We start from the raw sequence: 26,609 nt of genomic DNA, 5'->3' as shown, positions 1-26,609 counted from the left end.
ATACACTTGAAGGGAGATGGTTGCTATTTCATTAATAGTATTCAAAATAACACTCGGTGTTCTCGTCCTAACGTTAGGGATTTTTACATTTCACATTTTAAAAAAGACTTCCGCCTATAAGTCGGACAAATACGATTATTCTTTATTAGGTTTACTTACATTTGAATTATTAGTATTGCAAATAGCAGCAATCCTTTAAAATAAAATAGAAAAAGCATATACCCAAGACGGATATATGCTTTCTTTTTATTCTTGCCCTACACGCTTCACTTCTACGTTTTTAATACGTTCACGTACAACGTGACTTGCCATAATTAGGCCTGCCACAGATGGTACGAATGCATTTGATGAAGGTGGTAATTTCGCTTTACGAATTTTTGCATTTTCGTCTGGTACGATTTCTTTACGTACTTCTTCACGAATTACGATTGGGTTTTCGTCAGAGAAGACAACTTTTACACCTTTTTTAATACCATCTTTACGAAGCTTCGTACGAATTACTTTCGCAATTGGATCTGTATGTGTTTTAGAGATGTCCGCAATACGGAAACGAGTTGGGTCCATTTTATTTGCTGCACCCATACATGAGATAATTTTAATTTTGCGACGTAAACATTGTTTAATTAAATGAATTTTGAACGTAATCGTATCAGATGCATCTACTACGAAATCCAATCCATGTTTGAAAAACTCTTCATATGTTTCATCAGTATAAAACATTTCTAGTCCAATTACTTCACACTCTGGATTAATGTCTGCAATACGCTCTTTCATTAATTCTACTTTTGAACGTCCTACAGTAGATACTAACGCGTGAATTTGACGGTTTACGTTTGTAATATCTACAACATCTTTGTCAACTAATACAAGACGTCCTACGCCAGAACGTGCTAACGCTTCTGCCGAAAATGATCCTACGCCGCCAATTCCTAAAATACCGACTGTACTATTTTTTAATATTTCAAGGCCTTCTTTTCCAAAGGCTAATTCATTACGTGAAAATTGATGTAACATTCAGCTCTACACTCCTATTACAAAAATGGTCTACCATGTATTCTAGCGTTTTTCCGACTATTTGTATAGAAAAAGTTATAGAATTCCTAAAAATACATATTCAAAGAGAAAAAATAAACATAAGACCACTAGCTGAACCAGACTTTTTTCTTACATATTTGTTTAAAAAGGAGGATTCAGAGGGCCGAGCAGATCGAGGCGCTGAAGCCAGGAGGATCGCGGTGTAGCTTTTACTACTCGAGCACCGGACTGGCGAAGCAGCGATGAGATGCGACAGTTATCTGAACCGGACTTTTTAAACTTCCCTTCAATACACGTTTAAAAAGGAGGATTCAGAGAACCGAGCAGATCGAGGCACGTATGCTAGGAGGAGCGCAGTGTAGGAGTACTACTCGAGCACCGGACTAGCGTACGTAACGATGAGATGCGACAGTTATCTGAACCGGACTTTTTAAACTTCTCTTCAAAAAAAAGCCTAGACGGCTATAGTATAACCATCTAGACTCTATTCTTACTTCTCTTCTTTCAAGCTCAATTTTAAGCTTAGCTCTTCAAGCTGAGCTTCTGCAACTGGGCTTGGCGCTTCTGTTAATAAGCAACTTGCGCTTGCTGTTTTCGGGAATGCAATTGTATCACGAAGGTTCGTACGACCTGCAAGTAACATAACAAGACGGTCTAAACCTAATGCAATTCCGCCGTGTGGTGGTGTACCGTATTCGAATGCTTCTAATAAGAATCCGAATTGCTCTTGCGCTTCTTCTTGTGAGAATCCAAGTGCTTTGAACATTTTTTCTTGTACGTCACGCTCGTAAATACGAAGTGATCCACCACCAAGCTCATAACCGTTTAATACAAGGTCATATGCTTGTGCGCGTGCTTTTTCTGGTGCTGTTTCTAATAGCTCAACATCTTCACGGAACGGCATTGTGAATGGGTGGTGAGCTGCGAAGTAACGATCTGCATCTTCATCGTACTCAAGAAGCGGCCAATCAGTTACCCATAGGAAGTTAAATTTACTTTCGTCAATTAACTCAAGCTCTTTACCTAGGCGTAAACGAAGTGCACCTAAGCTATCTGCAACAACGCTCTTCTTATCCGCTACGAATAGTAATAAATCGCCAGCAGTAGCTTCTAATGTATTCATTAACGCTTTTGCATCTTCTTCACCGAAGAACTTCGCAATCGGTCCTTTTAGGCCGTCTTCTTCAACTTTCAGCCAAGCTAAACCTTTTGCACCATATACTTTTACAAATTCAGTTAATGCATCGATGTCTTTACGAGAGTATTTGCTCGCAGCACCTTTTGCATTAATTGCTTTTACTTGTCCGCCGTTTTCTACAGCACTTGTAAATACTTTGAAACCACAACCTGCTGCAAATTCAGATAGGTCTGTTAGTTCCATTTCAAAGCGTGTATCTGGCTTATCAGAACCGTAGCGAGCCATTGCATCAGCATATTTCATACGAGGGAATGGTGCACTAACTTCTACACCTTTCGCATCTTTCATGACTTTCGTCATCATACGCTCCATCATTTCTAAAATTTCATCTTGTGTTAAGAATGATGCCTCGATATCGATTTGTGTAAATTCTGGTTGACGATCCGCACGTAAATCTTCGTCACGGAAACAACGTGCTACTTGATAGTAACGCTCAAATCCGCCGACCATAAGAAGCTGTTTAAATAACTGTGGAGACTGCGGTAATGCATAGAATTCACCATCATGCACACGACTTGGTACTAAATAGTCACGAGCTCCTTCTGGTGTGCTCTTCGTTAAAATTGGTGTTTCAACTTCTAAGAATTCTTCTGTATCTAAGAAGTTACGAATTGTTTTTGTTACGTCGTGACGCATTTTAAATGTGTTGAACATTACAGGACGACGTAAGTCTAAGTAACGATATTTTAAACGCACATCTTCTGATGCATCTGTGTCATCAGAAATAATAATTGGCGTTGTTTTCGCTGCATTTAATACGTTTACTTTCGTTGCTTGTACTTCAATACGACCAGTTGCCATATTGTCATTAATTGCACCTTCACCACGTTCAACAACTGTACCTTCTACGTGTAATACGTATTCGCTACGAATTGTTTCTGCTACTTCTAGCGCTTCTTTTGATGTTTCTGGGTTAAATACAACTTGTACGATACCTGTACGGTCACGTAAGTCGATAAAGATTAATCCACCTAAGTCACGACGTTTTTGTACCCAACCTTTTAATTGAACTGTTTGTCCAACAGCTTCTACCGTTACTTTTCCACATGCATGTGTTCTTTCAGCCACTGTAAGTTCCCCCTATACTAATTTCTCTGCTACGTATGAAGCGAATACATCTAACGCTACTTCTTCTTGTCCGCCTGTTGCCATATCTTTCAAGTTAATGATGCCTTTATCTAGCTCATCTTCCCCTAATACAGCTACGTATTTCGCATTTAAACGATCCGCTGATTTGAATTGTGCTTTCATTTTGCGATCTAAATAATCTTTTTCAACTGACAATCCAGCTTTACGAAGATCAAACGCAATTTTTGCAGCATGGTCTTTCGCTTTTTCACCAAGAGCTACAACGTAACAATCGATACTATGTTCAATTGGTAATTCAATATTTTCGGCTTTTAGCGCCATAATTAAACGTTCAATACTCATCGCAAAACCGATACCTGGCATTTCTGGTCCACCGATTTCTTGTACAAGTCCGTTATAACGGCCACCACCGCTTAATGTAGTAATAGCACCAAAACCTTCTGCCTCACTCATAATTTCAAAAACAGTATGTTGGTAGTAGTCTAAACCACGTACTAAGTTCGGATCTTTTTCAAACGGAACATCCATCATCGTTAATAGTTCTTGAACTTTGTCGTAGTATACTGCTGAATCTTCGTTTAAGTATTCTGTAATAGATGGTGCGGTACTCATTAGTTCATGATTACGGTCCTTCTTACAGTCTAAAATACGAAGAGGATTTTTTTCTAAGCGAGATTGGCAATCAGAGCAGAATTCTCCGATGCGCGGCTCAAAGTGTGCAATTAATGCGTCGCGGTGCGCTTGACGGCTCGCTGCATCACCTAAGCTGTTTAATACAACTTTAATATTTTTTAAGCCCATGCCGCGGTAAAACTCTACAGCAAGTGCAATTACTTCTGCATCAATTGCAGGATCGTTACTACCGATTGCTTCAATACCGAATTGTACGAATTGACGATAGCGACCTGCTTGTGGTCTTTCATAACGGAACATTTGACCGATATAGTATAATTTCGTTGGTTGTGTTGCATCACCGAACATTTTGTTTTCAACGTAAGAACGTACAACAGGTGCAGTACCTTCTGGACGTAATGTTAAACTACGCTCTCCACGGTCTTGGAATGAGTACATTTCTTTTTGTACGATATCTGTCGTATCACCAACACCACGTAAAAATAGCTCTGTGTGTTCAAAAATTGGTGTACGAATTTCTTTATAATTGTAACGACGGCAAATTTCGCGCGCTTGCCCTTCGATATACTGCCATAACTCTACACTACCTGGAAGAATATCTTGCGTTCCGCGTGGGATTTGAATAGACATATTCAGTTCCTCCTCAAATTGTTTTAATCTTAATAAAAATAAAAAAACTCCCGCCTCTACTGTTTGAACAGTAGGGACGAGAGTATTATACCCGTGGTGCCACCCTAATTGAAGCACGTATGCTTCCACTTTTTTAATAACGCTTAAATATGCGTTCATCTCTACTAAGCGTATAAGCCTTTCAAGTTGAAACCTACAGAGTGTCATTCAATCAGTCATCATGTAGAAATGTTTTCAGCCTAGGACATTTCTTCTCTTTCCATGTGTATCTCATTTACTCTTCTCTATCAACGGCTATATTCATATGTAAATATAAAATTACTATACGTTTGTTGAGTAGGATTGTCAAGTGCTCTAAGAGCGCTCAATTTGCTTCTTTAGGCGCTTTACATCTTGCAGTGAAATTCCGAACTCTGAAGCAAGCTCCATTGAAGTATTGTTTTGCTCTTTTGAAATAAAATCATGAAAATTCACGTTAAACAGTTGATTTGCACCATTTGTAACAGAATGCCCTTTTTCATTCATACGCATACGTATATCCCTCACATTCAATATGGATGTTTTACTTGTTATTGTTCCATATTGATGAAAGAGTTATACATAACTGAAAACAGCTATTGATTCCAAATAAACATTAACATTCGATTCACAACAATAATAATAGCCAGTCCACTCGCCAGCATATAATGTTTCAAATGATACAATGCTGCAACACCTACTCCAAACACGATAATTTCTAACAATACATGTAATATGCCTTGTACTTCCCATTCTGCGTGTTGCGCTCCAAATAAAGCCCATATGATAGCAACAATAACCGGAAGAATAATCGCAAGTGTAACTTTTATAACCGTTATTGTTCCTACCCGAAATCCCCAGTATCCAACAATTCCAAGAACACATAACTCAAGCATAAAACGTAATGCTATATTAAGCGCTTGTAGCATGCTACACCTTCTTTATCTTTTATTCCCCCTCAAATTAATCCTATGATAAATGAACAAAACATACAATAATGTATAAAAAAGAGAGGGTCATATAACCCTCTCTTTTTTAACAACACTATTTACTATCCACAATTAAGGTCACCGGACCATCATTGATTAAAGAAACGTCCATCATTGCTCCGAACTTCCCTGTTTCTACATGCAATCCTTGCTTACGAACTTCCTCATTAAAGAAATCATATAAACGCTCTGCATAGTCAGGTTTCGCAGCACCCATAAAGTTTGGGCGTCTTCCCTTACGGCAATCTCCGTATAATGTGAATTGCGAAATTGATAGAACTTGTCCTTCTACATCAAGTACAGAATGGTTCATCTTTCCGCTCTCATCTTCAAAAATACGTAAGTTTGCAATTTTTTCTGCAATGTAAGTTGCATCTTTTTCTGTATCTTCATGCGTAATGCCAACTAGTAATGTTAAACCGAACGGAATTTGTCCTACGATCTCACCGTCTACTGTGACAGACGCTTCTTTTGATCGTTGTAAAACAACTCTCATCTTTTCTACACTCCCTATTAATGCATCATGCGTCGTACTGCATAAATTTCTGGAACACGTTTAATGCGCTCTACTACTTTTTTCAAGTGCTGTAAGTTTCGAATAGAAATCGACATGTTAATCGTCGCCATCTTATTACGATCACTTCTACCAGAAACAGCTGAGATATACGTTTTCGTTTCTGTAACAGCTTGCAATACTTCATTCAATAAACCACGGCGATCATAGCCTGAAATTTCAATATCAACATTGTATTCAATTTCTTTTTCAGGGCTACCTTCCCACTCTACTTCTAGTAAACGCTCTACAGCTTCTTCCGTATGCACATTGACACAATCACGACGATGAATCGATACACCTCGGCCTTTCGTAATATACCCAACGATATCATCACCCGGAACTGGGTTACAGCATTTTGATAAACGAATTAGTAAATTATCAGCACCGCTTACCTTTACACCAGAATCCCATTTTCGAATTTTCATCGGTTTACGAACTTCTTTAACTTCAACGATGTCTTCTTCTTCACGTTGTTTACGGAACTTGTCCGTTAGTCGCGTAACAATTTGCGCTGCTGTAATTCCGTTATAACCAACTGCTGCAAACATATCTTCTTCATTTGCAAAGTTAAACTTCTCAGCAACACGTTTTAAATTATCAAGCGCTAATACTTCTTTCATCTCATACTCTAAGCCACGCACTTCTTTTTCAACAAGTTCACGGCCTTTTTCAATATTTTCATCTCTACGTTGTTTCTTAAAGAATTGACGTATTTTATTTTTCGCATGAGATGTTTGAGCAAGCTTTACCCAATCTTGACTTGGACCATACGAATGTTTCGATGTTAAAATTTCAATGATGTCACCAGTTTTCAACTTATAATCAAGCGTCACCATTTTCCCATTTACTTTTGCACCAATTGTCTTGTTTCCAATTTCCGAATGGACACGATACGAAAAATCAATTGGAACAGAACCAAGTGGTAATTCCATTACATCGCCTTTTGGTGTAAAGACGAATACCATGTCAGAGAATAAATCAATTTTTAATGACTCCATAAATTCTTCTGCATTAGAAGCTTCATTTTGCCATTCTAATATTTGACGGAACCAAGTTAGTTTCTTCTCTAATGTACCTGTTGTTTCTGCTGTTTTTCCTTCTTTATACGCCCAGTGTGCCGCGATTCCGAATTCTGCAATCTCATGCATTTCTTTCGTACGAATTTGCACTTCTAGCGGGTCACCTTTTGGTCCAATTACAGTCGTATGAAGAGATTGATATAAATTCGCTTTCGGCATTGCAATATAATCTTTGAAACGACCTGGCATTGGCTTCCAGCACGTATGAATAATTCCAAGCACCGCGTAACAATCTTTAATACTATTTACAACGACACGTACAGCTAGTAAATCGTAAATTTCATTGAACTGTTTATTTTGCAATGCCATTTTACGATAAATACTGTAAATATGTTTTGGTCTTCCAGAAATCTCAGGTTGAATTGAAACTTCTTTTAATTTCTCACGAATACCAGTCATTACTTCATCTAAATATTCTTCACGCTCTGCACGTTTACGCTTCATTAAATTTACAATACGATAATATTGTTGCGGATTTAAATAGCGAAGTGACGTATCCTCTAACTCCCATTTAATAGTACTAATTCCGAGTCTATGTGCTAAAGGTGCAAAGATTTCTAACGTTTCATTCGCAATGCGACGCTGCTTCTCTTGAGGCAAATGTTTCAATGTACGCATGTTATGAAGACGATCAGCTAGTTTAATTAAAATAACTCGAATATCTTGAGCCATTGCGATAAACATTTTGCGATGGTTTTCTGCTTGTTGCTGCTCATGAGATTTATATTTAATCTTTCCGAGCTTCGTAACACCATCGACAAGCATAGCGATTTCTTTATTAAATTCTCGTTCAATATCTTCTAATGTAATCTCTGTATCTTCCACTACATCATGCAAGAAACCTGCCGATACTGTAGCTGGATCCATGTGTAAATCAACTAAAATACCTGCAACTTGAATTGGGTGAATAATATATGGTTCACCCGATTTTCTATATTGTTCGCTATGTGCATCGCGTGCATATTCATAAGCACGTGCCACTAGCTCAATATCTTCATCCGCTAAATATTGACTTGCTTTCTCGAGTACCTGTTCAGCTGTTAGTACTTGCTCATTTGCCATCGAATCACCTTTTATTGAAAATTGACTTTGTATTTATTAAATAGAATAAATTATATTCTATCATTATAACCCAATGATTGTGAATTGTGAAAAGGAAAAGATTTTACTGACATTTCACCTTATTTTTTTGTTCAATTATACAAAAGTACCCGCTCCTCTCCAAGAGATTCACGGGTACTTTTTATCACCGTAGTTTTACCTATATAGTGATTAGTATTTTTCTAATACTAATACATCGTAACCATCTAACATTTTACGACCATCTAAGTAAGTAAGCTCTACTAAGAATGCAATTCCTGCTACAACTCCGCCAAGTTCTTCAACTAGCTTAATTGTCGCTTCAATTGTTCCGCCTGTAGCTAATAGATCATCTGTAATTAATACGCGTTGACCTGGTTTAATTGCATCTTTATGGATTGTTAAAACATCTGTACCATATTCTTTGCCGTAGTCAACTGTAATTACTTCACGTGGTAATTTTCCTAGTTTACGAACTGGTGCAAAACCTACTTCTAATGCATAAGAAACTGGGCAACCGATAATAAAGCCACGTGCTTCTGGTCCTACTACAACGTCAATATCTCTTTTTTTCGCATACTCAACGATTGCGTCCGTTGCTGCTTTGTATGCTTTGCCGTCGTTCATTAAAGGTGTAATATCTTTAAACACAATACCTTCTTTTGGATAATCCGGTACAATTGCGATATGTTGCTTGAAATCCATATTTCTGAATCCTCCTCAGATTTAAAGGTTTGTAAATACAAATCCTTTACCCTAACTGTTCTACTTCTTTATGATTACGAATCGTTTCAAACCACGTATATAGTTGCTGATATGTGCTATAAACCAATTCTTTTTCTAATTGTAAGTGGTTCATTTTCTCACGATATGTGTTCGATTCAATTAAATCACGCTTTTGTTTTTGTTCAGCCATAAAAATGACACCGTCTTTTATTGTAACAAATTCTAACTCAAAAAACACCTGTGTCATGAAATTTACTGTGTCTTTTGACCAACCTTTATGACGACATAGTTGTTCCCCATATTGTTTTAAAGAAAATGGTGCTTTTTGGTTCAAGAAAGAGTAGTACCATTTAAAGTGTTCCCGCGTTGGGACTGTACTAAATAAATGGTTATTCTCTTGATAAAATAGCGTATAAATTCGAGATGGGAACCCGACTTTAAATAAATCGCGCAATTCATCTGTTCCTTTCGGTAAATCGAGTAACACAATATATTGATCATCCAAATGCGTTACATCTGATGCATGCACGATATGCTCTTTATAGTCTTCTAAAGAAAATTTATTCAATACCTCTTCAGAAAAATACACCATTGTTATTTTTTCTATAGGAAGTTCTGCTACATTCGTTTCTACATTACGCATACTACGCCAATCAAATAACTGCCACGCCTCTACAGCAATATCTTGTACCATTAATTGTGGCTTCTTAAAATTATTCCATTCATTGATAGATGCTTCCCCTATTACAGATACCTTTGCAACTGGAGAAATTTCTTTCGCATAGGCACCAAAACCAAATCCGATTGTATCCAGTGTCGCTTGCCCATCGCGAAGAGCCATTTTCAAATGAGAGCCATCTGATCCGATTGCACGAATACTTTCTAGCTCTGCATCCTTCACTGCAATACGTGGTTTTGGATTTCCAACACCAAATGGCGCTAACTTTTGCATATCCTCAATTGCAGCAAGAGTTACATCCTCCACCTTACAAAAAGCATCAACTGCTGTAATTGGAATAAAATCTTCTTCTGTTAAAATTACCTCTGCTTGTTCATTTAAGCGGCGGCGTAATTCATCTACATCATTCATATGTAGCGTCATTCCCGCTGCCATCGGATGCCCTCCGAAGTGTGGCAATAACTCTCTACAATCAGACAAGTTGGCAAATAAATCAAACCCTGCAATACTACGCGCTGAACCCTTTGCCGTTTCTTTTATAGGATCAATGCATAATACAATCGTTGGACGATAAAAACGTTCAACTAATTTAGATGCGACAATTCCAATTACACCTGGATTCCAGCCTTCTTTTGCCAGTACTAGTACTTTATTGTCTTCTGGCGGGAATTTATTTTCCACTTCAGCGATAGCTTCTTCTGTAATTTGCTTTACAATATCTTTTCGCAGTTTGTTCAGCTCATCAATTTCTTCAGCTAGCTCTTTCGCTTCTTCTGGATCATCTGATAATAAAAGATGTACAGCCGGCGTAGCATCTTCTAAACGTCCAACTGCATTAATACGCGGTGCGAGTGAGAAGCCAATACTCTCTTCTGTAATTTCACTTTGCGAAACGTTAGCAACTTTAAATAGCGCCTTTAGTCCGATATTTTTCGTCATGCGCATATGCTTTAAACCGCGCTTCACTAGCAATCTATTCTCACCATGAAGTGACACTAAATCGGCTACTGTACCAATTACTGCAATTTCTAATAAATGTTCTGGTACACGGCCTAGTAGTGCATGTGCAACTTTAAACGCAACACCTACACCAGCTAAATAGTGAAACGGATATACACCGCCTTCTAATTTCGGATGAATAATTGCAAGTGCTTCTGGTAATTCTGGCGGTGGCTCATGGTGATCTGTAATAATAAGATCTATTCCAAGGTCCTTCGCTACCTTCGCTTCATGTACCGCTGCAATACCAGTATCTACGGTAATAATTAGTGAGAACCCAGCGCTATGCGCCCAACGAAACGCTTCTTCGTTTGGTCCATACCCTTCTGTAAAACGGTTTGGAATATAAAATTCTACATCTGCACCTAATTCTTGAAGCGCAAGATATAAGACAGTCGTACTACTTACTCCATCCGCATCGTAATCACCAAATATTAATATTTGCTCTCCATTTTGAATCGCCTTATTTACACGTTCTACCGTTCTATCCATTCCTTCTAATAAAAATGGATCGTGAAATTCTTGATTTTCTGTATTTAAAAAATCTAAAATCTTATCTTCTGTATCTAATCCTCTACCGAGGAATAACGAAACAACAAGAGGTGATAATTGCAATTTACTTGCTAATTCACTCACTCGCTCTTCACTATATTCTTTTTCTTTCCAACGCGTCTTCGGTTGTAACACGAAATCACCCCTTAACCTATCCATTATACAAGACAGATTAAGGGGTGACAATATGATGCAAGCTACGATGCAATATCCATATACTAAAATATTAATGCCATTTAATTTGGAGAATACGGATTTATATGTACAAAAACATTTTGTACGTTATCTTGTTTCATAAGCGTTTCTTTCACATACTTTCCAATGCGGTGCCCTTCTTCTACAGTAATGTATGGATCTACAGAAACCTTAATATCAACAATAACGTAATGACCATGCTCCCTCGCATATAAAGAACCGATTTTTTTCACACCATCTATTTGAAGTACTGCTTCTCTAAGCGGAATAACATCTTCCTCATGAAGAACATGATCAAGCGTTGCGTGAATCGCTTCTGCCCCAATACTCCACGCCATTTTCGCAACAAGAAGTGAAACAAATAATCCTGCAATTGGATCGGCATATACAAGCCAATCTAAACCGAACTTACCACCAATAATCGCTGCACAAATACCGATTAAAGCTGCAATTGAAGAAAATACATCCGAACGGTGCTCATATGCATTTGCAATAATTGCATCACTATTTATCCTTTTCCCTAATCGGAATTTATATTGAAACATTCCTTCTTTCACGACAATAGAAAAAATAACAGCAAAAATCGTAATTCCCTTCGGCGGTTCTAGTTCTTGTGAAAAAGCTTTTATAGACGAAATCGCTATCTCTAGTCCAACAATAAATAATAATACCGCAACAATAATCGCTGAAATCGATTCCGCTTTGCCATGACCGTACGGATGATCTTCATCAGGCGGCTGCTTCGCTGCTCGTAATCCAAAAAGTACAGCTAGCGAACCAATTACATCTGATCCAGAATGCACTGCATCCGCTAATAGTGCTTTACTGTTTCCAATATAACCAATTACCGCTTTTATAATCGCTAATATAATATTACCAACGATTCCGACAATAGCACCAAACTCGGCCTGTTTAAAACGTTCATCTTTTTCCATAATTAAAATCCCTTCTTTTCTTAACCTATCTTTTTATTTTAACAAAAACAGCGATAACTTCACCACTTTCTTCCATTTTATTCTTTCAAAAGTTGCTATCTTATTGTATCCACAAACGAAAAAAGAGATGCCTCATAAAGAGACATCATCTTTTTTATACTTGCGGTTCAGATTCTACTTTCTCAACCTTTTTCTTGTTTTTGCCCTTTTTCAAACGACGGTTTTCAAGCATTAACCAAATTTGAGAAGCAACGAAAACAGAAGAGTACGTACCTACAACTAATCCAACAAGTAACGCAAACGAGAAGTTACGTAGTGACTCACTACCGAAGATAAGTAACGCAATTACTGGGAATAACACTGTTAATACGGTGTTAATCGAACGTCCAAGTGTTTGGCGAATACTTGCGTTTACGATTTCTTCTAGGTCTTTTATGTCGCGAACGCGTTTTTTCTGTTTGTATAGCTCACGGTTTCTATCAAACGTAACAATCGAGTCATTGATAGAATAACCGATGATTGTTAATACCGCAGCGATAAACGTTAAGTCTACCTCTAATTGGAAAATACTAAATATAACAACCATAACGAATGCGTCATGTAATAATGCAAGTACTGCAGATAATGCGTACGTAAATCTGAATCGAATACTTACGTATAAAATGATAACCGCAGAAGCGATTAATACTGCGATAAATGCATTTCGTGCAATTTCTTTACCGATTGTCGGTGAAACTGTACTTACGTTTGGATCTGTACCATATTTATCGTGGAAGAATGTTTTTGTTTTCGCAATTTCATCTTTTGATAGAACACCTAATGTACGAACTGCGAATCCTTTATTGTCATCTCCAGTCGGTACAATATTTTCTTCCTTCACATCAATTTTCAATTCTTTAAAATCTTTATGAACATCAGACACAGTAAGTGTTTGTTTTGATTGCAAGTCGATACGTGTACCACTCGCAAAGTCAATACCAAGATTCAATTTGAAAATTGGTAGTATAATTGCACCTGCAATTACAACTACAATCGAGAAAACAAGGAATTTATGACCGATATTTACGAAGTTAATACGATCAAATCTTGTCGGTGGATGTACTACACCTTTTGTTAATGGAATAATATCCTTTTGTTTCACACCAAAGTATCCCGGTTTTTTATCGAAGTAACGGCTCTTTACAAGTAAACCTAGTAAGAAACGCGTACCGAATACGTTCGTAACGAAACCAACTAAAATACTTACAATTAAACTTGTTGCGAATCCTTTTACAGAGCTATTACCATAAACGAATAATACACCAGCCGCTGCAAGAGTCGTAACGTTTGCATCTAAAATTGTTGCTAATGAACGATGGTTACCAGCACGGAATGCTGACATCATTGACTTACCAATTTTCAGCTCTTCTTTCAGTCTCTCGTACGTAATAATATTCGCATCAACTGCGATACCTACCCCGAGCACTAACGCCGCAATACCTGGTAACGTAAGAACTGCATGCATCCAGTTAAAGACAAGTAATGTAACGAAAATGTATAGACCTAACATAATAACCGCTACAATTCCTGGTAAACGGTAGAATACAAGCATAAATAAGAAAATAAGAGCGATACCAATCGCACTAGCGAAAATCGTTTGCTCTAACGCTTGTTGACCAAATTTCGCTCCAACTGATGTTGAATACATTTCTTTTAAATCAACAGGAAGTGCACCTGCATTTAATAAAGATGAAAGTTGCTTCGCACTTTCAACTGTGAAGTTTCCACCTACGATAGATACTTCAGCTTGATTAAACACTTGGCTTACTGTTGCCGCTGATAAAAACTTCGGATTCGGTTTTGCCGATTCTGCTTTATACGAATCTTTTCCTTCTTCAAAATCAAGCCAAATTACCATTAAATTCGTTGGTGGTGGCATTTTTGAAATTTTTTCAGTTACATCACGGAATTTTTCAGCGCTTTTTAGAGTAAGACCTACGCTCGCACGGCCTTGCTCATCAAATGTTTGCTTCGCTCCGCCGCCTTTTAAATCCGTTCCGTCCATAAGAAGGTTGTCATCTACATCACGGAATGTTAATTTCGCTTGTGTTGATAACATCTCACGTGCTTTTTGCTGATCTTGTACACCAGCAAGCTGTACACGAATTCGATCTTGCCCTTCGATTTGAATGTTCGGCTCACTTACACCTAGAACATTGACACGGTTTTCAAGAGCACCTACTGTACTTACAAGTGCCTCTCGGTCAATTTTATCACCTTTTTTGGCTGGTTTTACTTCATACAGAATTTCAAAACCACCGCGAAGGTCTAGTCCTAGACTAATTCCTTTTGCTATGTCTTTTCCTGCCGCACCAATTACTCCACCAATTAATAAAACGATGAGGAAAAAGGCGGCAATTCTTGTACCACGCTTTGCCATATGTACCCTCTTTCTGCTACTAACACTTTCAATAAATCTCTTACGATTCATTTTTACACGTGTGCATACGCCTAGTTAGTAGACTTACTTTCTATAAAATACATGTATTTTCGCTAGTTCATCACTAGCTGCGTCGGTAAGCTTGTCACCATACCTACACTTTCATTATTTATTTTCTCTCTTCACTACCTCCTTTATATATAATCTTAGACATAATTAATTCCTCTTTATCAATACCTATCATTATACTGCAAAAGGAAGAACAAACCAATTACAGTCGGTTATTTATTTTCATATTCATCAAACGACCAAAGTGGCGCTTGATATGCTTCAACAGTTAAATAATTCATATATTCATTAGTACTTACTCTTAATACATCATTTACTAATTCATATAACCTAACATCACTGTCTATCTTTTTCCACTTTTTCGCCTTGAGAAACTTCCAAATATCATTATCTGTCACTCGGTCATAACCAAACAAGTGAAACTCTTCTACTTTACTTTCTAAAACGACTTGTAACTGTCCGCGGTATGATTCTACCAAAGCCTCTTTATCCAACATATATAACATCTCCTTCTTATTTCAGCACGAAAAGTCGCTTTTACTCCCGCTCTAATGGACAGCAATAACTACTTCTAAGAGTACCATTCACACTTTACTCTCTTAAATGCTTGTCATTCTTGTCTCATACGTGCATATAAATTATTGTAAATCATTCCATTGATTTTGAGAAGGTAGGAGAAGAGTATGACAAGACAAAGCTTTTTAAAAGGTGCATTTATTTTAATGATAGCTGGCTTTATTACAAAAATCCTTGGATTTATTAACCGCATTGTAATGGCACGTATTTTAGGCGAAGAAGGCGTTGGCCTTTATATGATGGCTGTTCCCACCTTCATTTTAGCAATTACATTAACACAAATAGGTCTTCCCGTTGCAATCGCAAAATTTGTAGCAGAAGCGGAAGCGGTGAACGATAAACAAAAAATAAAAAAAATATTAACCGTATCACTAGCTGTCACTTCCTTTATTAGCATCATTTTAACAATTGGGATTATGCTCCTTACACCTATTTTAGCAAAAACATTATTAACCGATGAAAGAACGTACTATCCATTAATGGCCATTTTACCTGTCGTTCCTGTTATTGCTGTTTCTTCTGTTTTACGCGGTTATTTCCAAGGGAAACAAAATATGAAACCTAGCGCTTATGCTCAAGTCATAGAACAAGTTGTCCGCATTACAATTATCGCTGTATGCATTCGGTTATTTTTACCTTACGGCGTAGAATATGCTGCAGCTGGCGCAATGCTATCAGCCGTTCTTGGCGAAGTTGCATCTTTATTATTTTTACTTACTTTATTCCAGCGCGAAAAACATTTATCTATACGCTCTGGTTTTTTCACTACGGTAAAGGAGAGCAAAAATACATTTTATTCTCTTATGGATATCGCACTTCCAACTACAGGAAGCCGTTTAATCGGTTCCGTTTCTTATTTCTTTGAACCTATCGTTGTTATGCAAAGCCTAGCAATTGCCGGGGTTGCCGCTTCTGTCGCAACACAGCAATACGGTATATTGAACGGTTACGCCTTCCCGCTTCTATCACTACCTGCCTTTATTACATACGCTCTTTCTACAGCACTCGTCCCTTCCATTAGTGAAGCAATGGCAAAGAGACAGCACAAATTAGTGGAACACCGTTTACAACAAGCCCTTCGAATTTCCTTAATTACTGGTGGATGGTCAGTCGTTATTTTATATGTATTTGCTTCACCCGTCTTAACGCTTATGTATGGATCGGACAGTGCAACAGCGTTCATCCAACTTCTTGCACCTTGCTTTTTATTTCATTATTTTCAAAGCCCACTTACATCTGTGTTGCAAGCTTTAAACTTAGCAAGAGCTGCAATGATGAACACATTTATTGGCGCTATCGTGAAATTAATCGTTATTTTTGTACTAGCTTCAAAGCCAGAGTTTCAAATGATGGGAGTTGCCCTTGCTATTGCAGCAAATATAGTGACCGTAACATTCCTTCACTATGCTACTGTTTTAAAGAAAATTAAATTTACCATTTATGCAAAAGACTATATTTTCGGAGGACTTGCCATCGGTATTGCAGGTGCCTTCGGTTTTTACCTTCATAAGTATATTATTTTCTCTCATTCACTTGGCGTACAAACATTATGGGAAATCACTTTAACAACAATCATTTATATTTTCCTCCTCTTTGCTTTCAAACTCATTCGAAAAGAAGAGTTGAGTCGCCTCCCTATCATTCGGAAACTTTCATTTTTGAAGTAAATAGGCTTACTATTTAATACGGTAAGCCTCTAGTTTCCTTTCAAATCCACAAAAAATTGGCCATTTTGAAAGCTGCAGTATAAAATTTGTGCTATATCGTTATAACCTAAGTTTTTTAATTTTCCAATGAGCCATTCGTCTGTATGTTCAATCATTTGCAAATGATTGAATTGAATTTCTCCATCAATAATTAACGGGAGAGTAAAAATAGGCGTATCATTTTTACTCTTTTTACTTTTTTGTTTTTGAAAAATAGACAACTTCCCTGATGGTTCCAAAATAGCGTACTCCACATCCCGCACATCTCCAACTCCTTGCTCCCTTAATTGCATCATTAAATCATCTATGTTATAGCGCTGTTTCCGCATCTTTTTTTCATCAATCTTTCCCGCATTTATAAGAATAGCTGGCTCTCCTTCTATTAAATGCCGAAATCGTTGAAACTTTAAAGAAATGACTGACAAAATAATTTGTATGCACATAAGAAAAGTCATCGGAACTAATTGATGCCAAAGTGATTTATCCGTATTTTCAATTGCTACTACAGCCATTTCACCGAGCATAATGAATACGACTAAATCTAATACACTTAGTTCTCCAATTTCACGTTTCCCCATAAGACGGAAAATAATTAAGATAATGATATACAAAAGCATCGTCCGGCCAATTATTGATACCCATTCCATTTCTACATCTCCTTTTTTATTTATAGACTTCCCTACAAAAAAGAAACTAGTCTAACTTGATCAAAATGAAAATATGCTTGTATTAAAAAGGGGGAATTCATAAATGGATGGAACGAAAAAATTATCAACTGCAATCGGCTTCGGTATTATTGCCCTACTTGTCCTCGCATCTATTACTAGCATGGTTATAGCTCTATTGTTAAAGTTTACGAATATGAATGAAGGGACATTAACCGTCACTATTTTGATACTAGCTCTTCTATCTATGCTTATGTCTGGGTTTATTGCTGGAAAAAAGGCGCAAGGGAAAGGTTGGCTAGTAGGTTTCACAACAGGACTTACATTCGCCATACTTGTTTTTCTAGTTAACTATTTAGGCTTCTCTCAAACTTTATCGAACTCACAGTTACTCTACCAATTAGCATTAATGGGTGCGAGTACACTCGGTGGTATTTTCGGTGTAAATATGTCAAAACAAAATAACTAAAAAAGGCCCTGCATATTTCATGCAGGGCCTTCATCATTAGTTTTTCACAACTTCACGAATCGCATTGCGATCGAAAGTTAAGTGTGAACCACCAGATTTAACAACGATTTTCGTTTCATCTACTGATTCAATTGTACCGTGTAAGCCACCAATCGTTATGATAGCATCACCTTTTGACAACTCGTTTTGCATTTGAGCAACTGCTTTTTGACGCTTTTGTTGCGGGCGAATTAATAAGAAATAGAAAATCGCAAACATCGCAACGATCATAATGATATTCATCATACCTGGATTCATCTTTTGTTCCTCCTTTTAAATTATGTATTAGAAGTTTTTAGCATTCGGTTTATTAAAGCCATACTGTTCAAAGAACTCTTCGCGGAAATCGCCAAGACGGTCTTCACGAATAGCTTGTCTCACCTGCTCCATTAAGTTTAACAGAAAATGAAGGTTGTGATAAGACGTTAAACGAATTCCGAACGTTTCATCACATTTCATTAAGTGACGAATATACGCACGAGAGTAATTTTTACATGTGTAGCAATCACAGTTCGGATCAAGCGGACCGAAGTCTCTAGCGAATTTCGCATTTTTTACAACTAAACGACCTTCACTTGTCATACATGTACCATTTCGAGCGATACGAGTTGGAAGTACACAGTCAAACATATCAACACCGCGAATTGCACCATCAATTAACGAGTCAGGAGAACCTACTCCCATTAAGTAACGTGGTTTATTATCCGGAAGAAGTGGTGTTGTAAACTCAAGAACACGGTTCATAATATCTTTCGGTTCACCAACAGATAGACCGCCTATAGCATATCCAGGGAAGTCCATTGAAACAAGATCTTTCGCACTTTGACGACGAAGCTCTTCAAACTCTCCACCCTGTACAATACCGAATAAACCTTGATCTTGTGGACGTTCATGTGCTTTTAAGCAACGCTCTGCCCAGCGGCTTGTACGCTCTACAGATTTCTTCATATATTCAAAAGTAGCTGGGAATGGTGGACACTCATCAAATGCCATCATGATATCTGAACCTAATGCATTTTGGATTTCCATCGCTTTTTCTGGTGATAAGAATAATTTATCTCCGTTTAAGTGGTTACGGAAGTGAACACCTTCCTCTTCGATACGGCGGAAGTCACTTAAACTAAATACTTGGAAACCACCAGAATCTGTTAAAATTGCACGATCCCAGTTCATAAATTTATGCAAACCGCCTGCTTCGCGTACAATTTCATGACCTGGACGTAACCATAAGTGATACGTATTACTTAAGATAATGCCCGAATCCATTGCCTTTAATTCTTCTGGTGACATCGTTTTAACTGTTGCAAGTGTACCAACTGGCATAAATGTTGGTGTATCAAATGAACCGTGTGGCGTATGTACACGACCTAAACGCGCACCCGTTTGTTTACAAGTTTTAATAAATTCATAACGAATTGCTGTCATAATTTACTCCTTTTATTTGTTTCTCATTTTAGAGTGAGATGCAACGAACATCGCATCACCGAAACTAAAGAAACGATATTTTTCTTTTACTGCTTCATTGTAAGCATGAAGTACATTATCTCTATTTGAAAATGCACTTACAAGCATAATTAATGTTGATTTTGGCAAATGGAAGTTTGTAATTAAACCATCAATTGCTTTAAATTCATAACCTGGGTACATAAAAATATCTGTCCATCCAGAAGCAGCGCAAAGCTTACCATCATGATCTGTCGCAATTGTTTCTAACGTACGAGTTGATGTCGTACCTACTGTAATAATACGTCCACCATTCTCTTTCACACGATTTAATAACACAGCCGTCTCTTCAGACATATGGTAATATTCTGCGTGCATATGGTGCTCTTCAATCGTATCTGCAGAAACTGGTCTAAATGTTCCAAGCCCTACGTGAAGTGTAATGAAAGCTAATTGAACACCCTTTTGCTTTAACTTCTCAAGTAACTCTTCTGTAAAGTGAAGTCCCGCAGTCGGCGCTGCTGCTGAACCAATTTCTTTCGCATATACTGTTTGGTAGCGATCGCGATCTTCTAGCGTCTCTTTAATATATGGAGGAAGTGGCATTTCCCCAAGTTCATCTAAAATTTCATAGAAGATGCCGTCATATGAAAATTCAAGCTGACGTCCACCTTGATCTGCAGTTCCTGTGCAAGTTGCTTTTAATTTCCCTTCGCCAAAAGAGATCACGGTTCCTTCTTTTACACGTTTCGCTGGCTTAACAAGCGTTTCCCACGTATCGCCTTCTTCTTGTTTTAGAAGAAGTACTTCAATGTGTGCACCTGTATCTTCCTTCACACCATGCAAACGAGCAGGCATAACTTTCGTTTCATTTAAAACTAAGCAATCCCCCTCATGTAAGTAAGAAAGAATGTCTGTAAAATGTTTATGCTCAATATCACCGGTTTCACGATCTAACACCATTAATCTTGATGTTTCACGATCCTCTAATGGGACTTGTGCAATAAGTTCTTCTGGTAAATGAAAATCAAACAGATTAATATCCATAACTATATCCACCTATTTCTTATTTAAATCGATTTATTATATACATAATAAAAGATAATACAATACTTAACACAATACATGTAATGATAGGAAAATAAAAGGTAACGTTTCCTTTTTTCACAAAAATATCGCCTGGAAGTCTTCCAATGAACTTCCAAGCTAGACCAACAACAATGAGTAAAATACCAGCTGTAATAAGCAGCTTTGGCATCTCCGTCATGCTTTTGGCATCTCCATTCCGAAATGTTCATATGCAAGCGGAGTTACAATACGGCCTCTTGGAGTTCGTTGTAAAAAGCCAATTTGTAATAAATATGGCTCATACACATCTTCAATCGTATGAGATTCTTCCCCAATCGTCGCCGAAACTGTTTCTAGTCCAACTGGACCACCGCGGAACTTTTCAATAATACCAAGTAATAATTTATGGTCAATATGATCAAGACCTAATTTATCTACTTGTAGTAGTTCTAACGCCATTTGTGTAATTTCCATTGCAATTGTTCCGTCGCTGCGAACTTGTGCGAAGTCCCGTACACGTCGTAATAAACGATTCGCTATACGAGGTGTACCACGAGCACGTCTTGCAATTTCTAGTGCAGCTAACGAATCTATTTCAACTTCAAACACTTCTGCTGTACGTTCGACAATCGCAGAAAGCTGATCTACTGTATAATACTCTAATCGTGAAAGTACACCGAAACGGTCACGAAGTGGTGCTGATAATGCACCTGCACGCGTCGTTGCCCCAACTAGCGTAAATGGAGGTAAGTCTAATCGTACAGAGCGCGCTGATGGTCCTTTTCCAATCACGATATCAAGGCAAAAATCTTCCATCGCCGGGTATAGCACTTCTTCAATAGATCTATGCAAACGATGAATTTCATCAATAAATAATACATCTCCAGGCTGAAGCGCTGTTAATACAGCTGCTAAATCTCCTGGTCTTTCAATTGCGGGACCTGACGTCGTTCGAATGTTAACACCCATTTCATTGGCAATAATATTCGCAAGCGTCGTTTTACCAAGTCCAGGTGGGCCATATAAAAGTACGTGGTCTAACGTTTCTTCACGCATTTTCGCCGCTTCAATAAACACTTCTAAATTATGTTTCGCTTTATCTTGGCCAATATACTGACGGAGCGTCTGTGGCCGTAATGAATACTCTAAATCCGCATCTTCGTATCCAGATTCCCCTGAAAGGAGACGTTCGTCCATTATACTCACCTCTTACCGTTTAGTAAAAGACTAAGTGCCTTTTTAATATATTGATCCGTCGTTAATGATTCTTTTAATAACTCTGGTACAACGCGAGAAACTTCTCGTTCTGCATAACCAAGTGCACGCAATGCTTCCAGTGCTTCGTCAAGTTCCACTGATGAACCCTTCTTCTGATCAAAACTTTCGACATCCGAGAACAGATCAACAAATGCATCTGGCACGACATCTGCTAGTTTTCCTTTTAAATCTAAAATCATTTGGCGCGCTGTTTTCTTTCCAACGCCCGGGAACTTCACTAAGAACTTCTCATCTTCATGTTCAATCGCTTGAACGACCTGTCCGGTTTGACCAGAAGCTAAAATTGCAAGAGCTCCTTTTGGCCCAATGCCAGACACACCTAACAACTTTGTAAATAATAAACGCTCTTCACGTGTTTTAAACCCGTAAAGTGCCATAATATCTTCTCTCACATAATGATATGTATAGACACGGATTTCTTGCTTACTTCTTTGAAATACATACGGATTTGGTGTGAAAATTTGATAACCAATTCCATTATGGTCAATTACGACATATTCCGGTCCTACATACTCCACGTAACCTGTAACATATTCAAACAAAATACAATCTCTCCCTCTCAAATCATGTATTCCATTTTAACATATTTAACAATAGAAAAGCGAGACTGCCCCAACAAATGTTCTCTATTTGAAACTTCTGTTATTTTCCATTGACAGAAAGGATAAAGCACCTTAATATACAGAAGTCGATAATGATTATCAATACTAATTAAAGGGGTTACATCGGGATGAAACGTAAGCTATTTATTTTATTTACTATTATGCTAGTTGTTCTTTCTATCGTTGGCTGTTCTTCTCAAAAAGAAGAGTCAAAAGCAAAAGAACAACCGAAAACGAAAGTTGTAAAACATGCTAAAGGGGAAGCAACAATTCCAGTTAATCCAAAGAGAATTGTTGACTTATCTGGATCAACAGAGGAATTATTAATCCTTGGACATAAGCCTGTTGGTACAGCAAACACATATAAAGATAAAATCCAAAATCACTTAACAGAAAAGCTAGACGGAGTAAAAGCAGTCGGCTGGTACTGGGCGCCTAAAGTTGACCTAGAGGCTGTTACAGCTTTAAAACCAGACTTAATTATTTTAAACAATCGTCAATTGAAAATTTATGATCAACTAGAAAAAGTGGCACCGACAGTTGTTCTAGAAACAAATCTAGAAGACTGGCGTGGTAAGTTTAAAGAAGTAGGTAAACTATTTGACGAAGAGAAGAAAGCTGACAAATGGATTGCAGATTACGATAAAAAAGCAGACTCTTTATCAAAAAAAATTAAAGAAAAAACAAAAGATGAAAACTTTATGTTCGTCGCAGTTACACCTCAAAACTTCCGTGTATACGGTAGCTTTGGATACGGTGACATCATCTTTAATGATTTAAAGCTTCCAGCAACAAAAGGTACAGATTTAAAACAAACGATGGCACAAGTATCACTAGAAGGTCTTGTTGCATTCCAGCCTGACCAAATGTTTATCGTAAACTTCGGCGGTGAAGCTGATAAAGTGTACGAGGACTATAAAAACAGTGCCGTTTGGAAAGACAATAAAGCCGTAAAAAGCAATCACGTATACGAAGTATCAAATGAAGTCTTCAATACGAAAGCATTCAATCCAATCGGAAAAGACATGCTAATTGATGAAATTGCAAAAGAAATTTTAGCTAAAAACAAATAAGAAAAGCAGCTCATCATGAGCTGCTTTTCTTATTATTTTGCACTGCATACTGCTTCATTTTTTCGATTGTCTTCACAAAACCTTCTTTTGATTTTATGCGAATACCACGTTTCAATTTCGCACGCTCATAACTCTCAAGCTTTTTCATATCAATTTGAAAGAAGGAGTGGATCGCGTTATCACTTTTCGGTACCCCTTTGAAAATTTGTAATATCCCTTCCTCTGAAACACCAAAATACCCGCTCGTTTTCAGTAAAGGAGAAATATCATCAACTTTCTTTTGTAATACGATTTGCACATCATCACGATCAACAAGTTGCCATTCCTTATATTGCTGCAAAAACTTTTCTAAATCCGCTACTTTTTCTGTCAGTATTTCCTCACTTACTTCTCCGTCAACATACATGCGCTCTAATAAAATTGTAACTTGAGGTTCTTTTTCTACTACTTCTGCCCTCACATCGGATCCATAAGCTAAGCAAAACATCATAACGAAAGCTTGCAATGCAATTAGTATCCATTTCATTTCCGTTCACCTCTTCTAGGCAAAATCATACTTTCATTTGTAGCTTTTCCGGAAATGGGGGTTTTATCCATATAAACACTAGTATTAAATTTCTAGGGAAAATAAAAAATGCAGACAAGGGTTTATCCCTCATCTGCATGTATCATTTACTTTTATATAAAATGAAAGACGCCTGCAAAGCAGGCGTCTTGATGCGTTTACGGCGAGAAACCAGGCGACCACATTCGCGTGTTTAGCACTTAAGCATATCTCTCGTCTTACGTAAATTAGCTCATCGCTTTGCTAATATAACATTAATAAGATAGAAGCGCAACATGTTTATAAAAATATTATATTTCCTCTTTCATCCAAATGAATTATATGTAAATTATAAATTGATAAATGTAATATATATGTTACAATTAATATAACAGCGAAATCATAATTAACAGGAGATGGATATTGTGAAAAAAATTAAGGATGAACGACTCATTCTGCAAACGTTAAAAAACATACGTATTGCCTTTCTTTTTCAATCACTCGGTATAATTGGAATTTTAGGGTATATCGGATTCACTGAAGGAATGGATCAAATTACAAAATCTCCATTATGGTTATTATTTATGCTTACGAGTATTTTAATTGCTTATTTACAGTTAAGCGTTTCAATCGATGTAGAAGAAAGTGAAAAGGATATAAAGTTAACTCCTTATTACAAAATTGTTTTACGTTCTCTTATTGTTGGAATTATTATAGCTATTATTTATATCATTTTCAGTCCAGAAAGACCTCTGTTTGAAGCTATCCTTACAGGTAGTATTTTCTTCATATGCTTTTTAACTTCTTATTCCGTTAGTTATTTCATAAAAAAACGTCGTTTACAAGATGATGATAAATAAAGAGGAAGGGCTAGCCCTTCCTCTTTGATTTGTTATCGCATAGTACCAGTTAAACCGTAACGAATATCTCGGAACATATTTGTTATGTCACGATTAAAATCGTTTGTAACTGTGCCGTTACGTAAACGCGTACTCATTGCATCGACACGAGTAAACATGTCATTTCTTACAGAAACATATACGTTTCTATTTCCAACTTCATTCGCAACAGCTTGACGAATTTCGTTTGCCATCGCTGTTTCATTCGTCGTTGTATTACGTGGTTTTACCGCAATCGCTACATCGTTTCCATATACAACTGTAGAAACTCGGTCTACGTTATTCATACGTTTCACACGATTCGTAATTTTCTCCGCAGTTTTACCATCATTGTTAATGTATGAATTGTTCATTGTAATATTACGAGTTGGATGCGGATTAGCAATTTGCCCGTTGTAATTTACATCACGGTAATAGTTGTATCCTGTATCGTTACGACCGTTTCTATATGTTACATAATCTGTATAGCGATCGTTACGCGCTACATTATCACGATACTGGTGTGTATCATTATAAGATGTACGCTCGTAATTGTAGTTACGTCCATCCATGGCATTATTATTTTTTGGTGTACCACATGCAGCTAATGCACTGGTAACTAACAAAGAAGCAGCGATAACTTTTACTTTCGTATTCAATACAAAAACCCCCTCTGTTAGAATGAGCTTCTCTTCTGAAAAGCTCCCTCTTATGATGAGTAACAGAGTAGTTTTTTACACTGTTAATATTTCACTAGGAATTTTCTAACACTTGATGAAAAAAACTTTATTTTTTTAATTAACATGAATGCAAAAAAAGGCGGGAATAACCCCACCTTTTTTTAAACTTCCTCTTCGTCCTCTTCTTCCGAAACTGGCTCTCCAAATACATTTGGTGGATCTGGTTGATAATACATCGTTCCTGGCTGTGGTGCATATGCTGGCTGAGTTGGTTGATAATATAATGGATTAGCATATTGCGGTCCACCTGGTTGTGGACTATATAACCTATTTTCTCCTCCGCATCCACAATCTTCTTCACCTTGCACGAGTGGCGGCATATTATTATCCATTGGCATCATATTCGGATTTGGCATAGAAGTATATTGCGGCGCCATTTGTTGATACGGCATTTGATTGTATGGATTTTGTTGCTGATACTGCGGATATGGTGGCATCATTGGCTGTTGATACGGCATTTGATATGGCATCATATTCGGCGGTTGATTGTTATCCATTATCGGCATCATGTTTGGCATTTGATTGTTATCCATTATCGGCATTATATTCGGCATTTGGTTGTTATCCATTATCGGCATCATATTCGGCGGTTGATTGTTATCCATTATCGGCATCATATTCGGCATTTGGTTGTTATCCATTATCGG

Annotated in this window: 25 protein-coding genes, 1 pseudogene and 1 other annotated feature; of the genes and pseudogenes, 4 read left to right on the top strand and 22 right to left on the bottom strand. The window is 37.4% G+C overall.

What is annotated here, in order from left to right; all coding sequences use genetic code 11:
• Positions 1-246 precede the first annotated feature (246 nt).
• From Q3V31_RS14400 to Q3V31_RS14345, 12 genes are all read right to left on the bottom strand, one after another.
• On the bottom strand, positions 247-1,014 hold the full coding sequence (locus Q3V31_RS14400; RefSeq protein ID WP_000903181.1) for a tRNA threonylcarbamoyladenosine dehydratase: 768 nt from the start codon (positions 1,012-1,014) through the stop codon (positions 247-249).
• A gap of 511 nt (positions 1,015-1,525) precedes the next feature.
• Positions 1,526-3,301: an aspartate--tRNA ligase gene (gene aspS, locus Q3V31_RS14395; RefSeq protein ID WP_000840912.1), complete on the bottom strand. Its 1,776-nt coding sequence runs from the start codon at positions 3,299-3,301 to the stop codon at positions 1,526-1,528.
• A gap of 12 nt (positions 3,302-3,313) precedes the next feature.
• Positions 3,314-4,585: a histidine--tRNA ligase gene (hisS, locus tag Q3V31_RS14390; RefSeq protein WP_000027075.1), complete on the bottom strand. Its 1,272-nt coding sequence runs from the start codon at positions 4,583-4,585 to the stop codon at positions 3,314-3,316.
• Between the two features lie 69 nt (positions 4,586-4,654).
• Positions 4,655-4,885, bottom strand: a binding site (T-box leader).
• A 54-nt stretch (positions 4,886-4,939) separates the two neighbouring features.
• Positions 4,940-5,116 (bottom strand): hypothetical protein, encoded by a 177-nt coding sequence (locus Q3V31_RS14385; protein ID WP_001242605.1) that lies wholly within the window; start codon positions 5,114-5,116, stop codon positions 4,940-4,942.
• 83 nt (positions 5,117-5,199) lie between these two features.
• Positions 5,200-5,532, bottom strand: coding sequence for a YrdB family protein (locus Q3V31_RS14380; RefSeq protein ID WP_329765533.1), 333 nt, complete (start codon positions 5,530-5,532; stop codon positions 5,200-5,202).
• Positions 5,533-5,647: 115 nt separating this feature from the next.
• Positions 5,648-6,088, bottom strand: coding sequence for a D-tyrosyl-tRNA(Tyr) deacylase (locus Q3V31_RS14375; protein ID WP_001266959.1), 441 nt, complete (start codon positions 6,086-6,088; stop codon positions 5,648-5,650).
• A 17-nt stretch (positions 6,089-6,105) separates the two neighbouring features.
• Entirely contained in the window at positions 6,106-8,289 is a 2,184-nt protein-coding gene (gene relA / locus Q3V31_RS14370) for a GTP diphosphokinase (protein ID WP_001262798.1), read from the bottom strand.
• Positions 8,290-8,499: 210 nt separating this feature from the next.
• Positions 8,500-9,012 (bottom strand): adenine phosphoribosyltransferase, encoded by a 513-nt coding sequence (locus Q3V31_RS14365; RefSeq protein ID WP_000346222.1) that lies wholly within the window; start codon positions 9,010-9,012, stop codon positions 8,500-8,502.
• Positions 9,013-9,058: 46 nt separating this feature from the next.
• A complete protein-coding gene (gene recJ / locus Q3V31_RS14360) occupies positions 9,059-11,398 on the bottom strand; it encodes a single-stranded-DNA-specific exonuclease RecJ (protein ID WP_329765531.1) in 2,340 nt (779 codons plus the stop codon).
• A gap of 101 nt (positions 11,399-11,499) precedes the next feature.
• Complete coding sequence (locus tag Q3V31_RS14355; protein ID WP_329765530.1) at positions 11,500-12,393, bottom strand: cation diffusion facilitator family transporter; 894 nt, start codon at positions 12,391-12,393, stop codon at positions 11,500-11,502.
• 154 nt (positions 12,394-12,547) lie between these two features.
• Positions 12,548-14,812 carry a protein translocase subunit SecDF gene (secDF, locus tag Q3V31_RS14350; protein WP_098764396.1) on the bottom strand — a complete coding sequence of 755 codons (2,265 nt, stop codon included), beginning with the start codon at positions 14,810-14,812 and terminating at the stop codon, positions 12,548-12,550.
• Between the two features lie 281 nt (positions 14,813-15,093).
• Entirely contained in the window at positions 15,094-15,378 is a 285-nt protein-coding gene (locus Q3V31_RS14345) for a post-transcriptional regulator (RefSeq protein WP_000884547.1), read from the bottom strand.
• Between the two features lie 186 nt (positions 15,379-15,564).
• Between Q3V31_RS14345 and spoVB the strand changes: the two genes are divergently transcribed.
• Positions 15,565-17,124, top strand: a complete 1,560-nt coding sequence (spoVB, locus tag Q3V31_RS14340) for a stage V sporulation protein B (protein WP_329765529.1) — start codon at positions 15,565-15,567, stop codon at positions 17,122-17,124.
• A gap of 29 nt (positions 17,125-17,153) precedes the next feature.
• On the opposite strand, the gene Q3V31_RS14335 is transcribed toward spoVB, so the two are convergent.
• Positions 17,154-17,810 carry a DUF421 domain-containing protein gene (locus Q3V31_RS14335; protein ID WP_000455376.1) on the bottom strand — a complete coding sequence of 219 codons (657 nt, stop codon included), beginning with the start codon at positions 17,808-17,810 and terminating at the stop codon, positions 17,154-17,156.
• Between the two features lie 103 nt (positions 17,811-17,913).
• Here Q3V31_RS14335 and Q3V31_RS14330 point away from each other — a divergent pair, with 103 nt between their 5' ends.
• A complete protein-coding gene (locus Q3V31_RS14330; protein ID WP_000349128.1) occupies positions 17,914-18,297 on the top strand; it encodes a TIGR04086 family membrane protein in 384 nt (127 codons plus the stop codon).
• Positions 18,298-18,333: 36 nt separating this feature from the next.
• Here Q3V31_RS14330 and yajC read toward each other — a convergent pair whose 3' ends face one another.
• From yajC to ruvA, 6 genes are read right to left on the bottom strand one after another with little or no spacing between them, the layout of a single operon-like run.
• Positions 18,334-18,594 carry a preprotein translocase subunit YajC gene (yajC, locus tag Q3V31_RS14325; protein ID WP_001068062.1) on the bottom strand — a complete coding sequence of 87 codons (261 nt, stop codon included), beginning with the start codon at positions 18,592-18,594 and terminating at the stop codon, positions 18,334-18,336.
• A gap of 27 nt (positions 18,595-18,621) precedes the next feature.
• The gene (gene tgt, locus Q3V31_RS14320) at positions 18,622-19,761 is read right to left on the bottom strand and encodes a tRNA guanosine(34) transglycosylase Tgt (protein ID WP_000125371.1); all 1,140 of its coding nucleotides are present in this window, start codon (positions 19,759-19,761) and stop codon (positions 18,622-18,624) included.
• Positions 19,762-19,773: 12 nt separating this feature from the next.
• Positions 19,774-20,826 carry a tRNA preQ1(34) S-adenosylmethionine ribosyltransferase-isomerase QueA gene (gene queA / locus Q3V31_RS14315; RefSeq protein ID WP_000354023.1) on the bottom strand — a complete coding sequence of 351 codons (1,053 nt, stop codon included), beginning with the start codon at positions 20,824-20,826 and terminating at the stop codon, positions 19,774-19,776.
• A 19-nt stretch (positions 20,827-20,845) separates the two neighbouring features.
• Positions 20,846-21,046 carry a DUF2905 domain-containing protein gene (locus tag Q3V31_RS14310; RefSeq protein WP_000138162.1) on the bottom strand — a complete coding sequence of 67 codons (201 nt, stop codon included), beginning with the start codon at positions 21,044-21,046 and terminating at the stop codon, positions 20,846-20,848.
• Positions 21,043-22,044, bottom strand: a complete 1,002-nt coding sequence (gene ruvB / locus Q3V31_RS14305; protein ID WP_000344469.1) for a Holliday junction branch migration DNA helicase RuvB — start codon at positions 22,042-22,044, stop codon at positions 21,043-21,045. Before ruvB ends, Q3V31_RS14310 begins: the two co-directional genes overlap by 4 nt.
• A 5-nt stretch (positions 22,045-22,049) precedes the next feature.
• On the bottom strand, positions 22,050-22,667 hold the full coding sequence (ruvA, locus tag Q3V31_RS14300) for a Holliday junction DNA helicase RuvA (RefSeq protein WP_000464515.1): 618 nt from the start codon (positions 22,665-22,667) through the stop codon (positions 22,050-22,052).
• A 188-nt stretch (positions 22,668-22,855) separates the two neighbouring features.
• Here ruvA and Q3V31_RS14295 point away from each other — a divergent pair, with 188 nt between their 5' ends.
• Positions 22,856-23,800, top strand: coding sequence for an iron-hydroxamate ABC transporter substrate-binding protein (locus Q3V31_RS14295; RefSeq protein WP_000823596.1), 945 nt, complete (start codon positions 22,856-22,858; stop codon positions 23,798-23,800).
• A 13-nt stretch (positions 23,801-23,813) separates the two neighbouring features.
• On the opposite strand, the gene Q3V31_RS14290 is transcribed toward Q3V31_RS14295, so the two are convergent.
• Complete coding sequence (locus Q3V31_RS14290) at positions 23,814-24,326, bottom strand: BofC C-terminal domain-containing protein (protein ID WP_000871168.1); 513 nt, start codon at positions 24,324-24,326, stop codon at positions 23,814-23,816.
• Positions 24,327-24,760: 434 nt separating this feature from the next.
• On the opposite strand from Q3V31_RS14290, the gene Q3V31_RS14285 reads away from it, so the two are divergent.
• On the top strand, positions 24,761-25,204 hold the full coding sequence (locus Q3V31_RS14285; RefSeq protein ID WP_080119933.1) for a branched-chain amino acid ABC transporter substrate-binding protein: 444 nt from the start codon (positions 24,761-24,763) through the stop codon (positions 25,202-25,204).
• A 32-nt stretch (positions 25,205-25,236) separates the two neighbouring features.
• Here Q3V31_RS14285 and Q3V31_RS14280 read toward each other — a convergent pair whose 3' ends face one another.
• Together Q3V31_RS14280 and exsA are read right to left on the bottom strand one after the other, a co-directional pair.
• On the bottom strand, positions 25,237-25,881 hold the full coding sequence (locus tag Q3V31_RS14280; RefSeq protein ID WP_001093545.1) for a YhcN/YlaJ family sporulation lipoprotein: 645 nt from the start codon (positions 25,879-25,881) through the stop codon (positions 25,237-25,239).
• Between the two features lie 182 nt (positions 25,882-26,063).
• Positions 26,064-26,609: pseudogene (gene exsA, locus Q3V31_RS14275) on the bottom strand (spore coat assembly protein ExsA); the annotation flags it as partial.

Source organism: Bacillus nitratireducens, assembly GCF_036320425.1.
Lineage (GTDB): Bacteria > Bacillota > Bacilli > Bacillales > Bacillaceae_G > Bacillus_A > Bacillus_A nitratireducens.
This window is presented reverse-complemented; position numbering and strand designations above follow the sequence as displayed.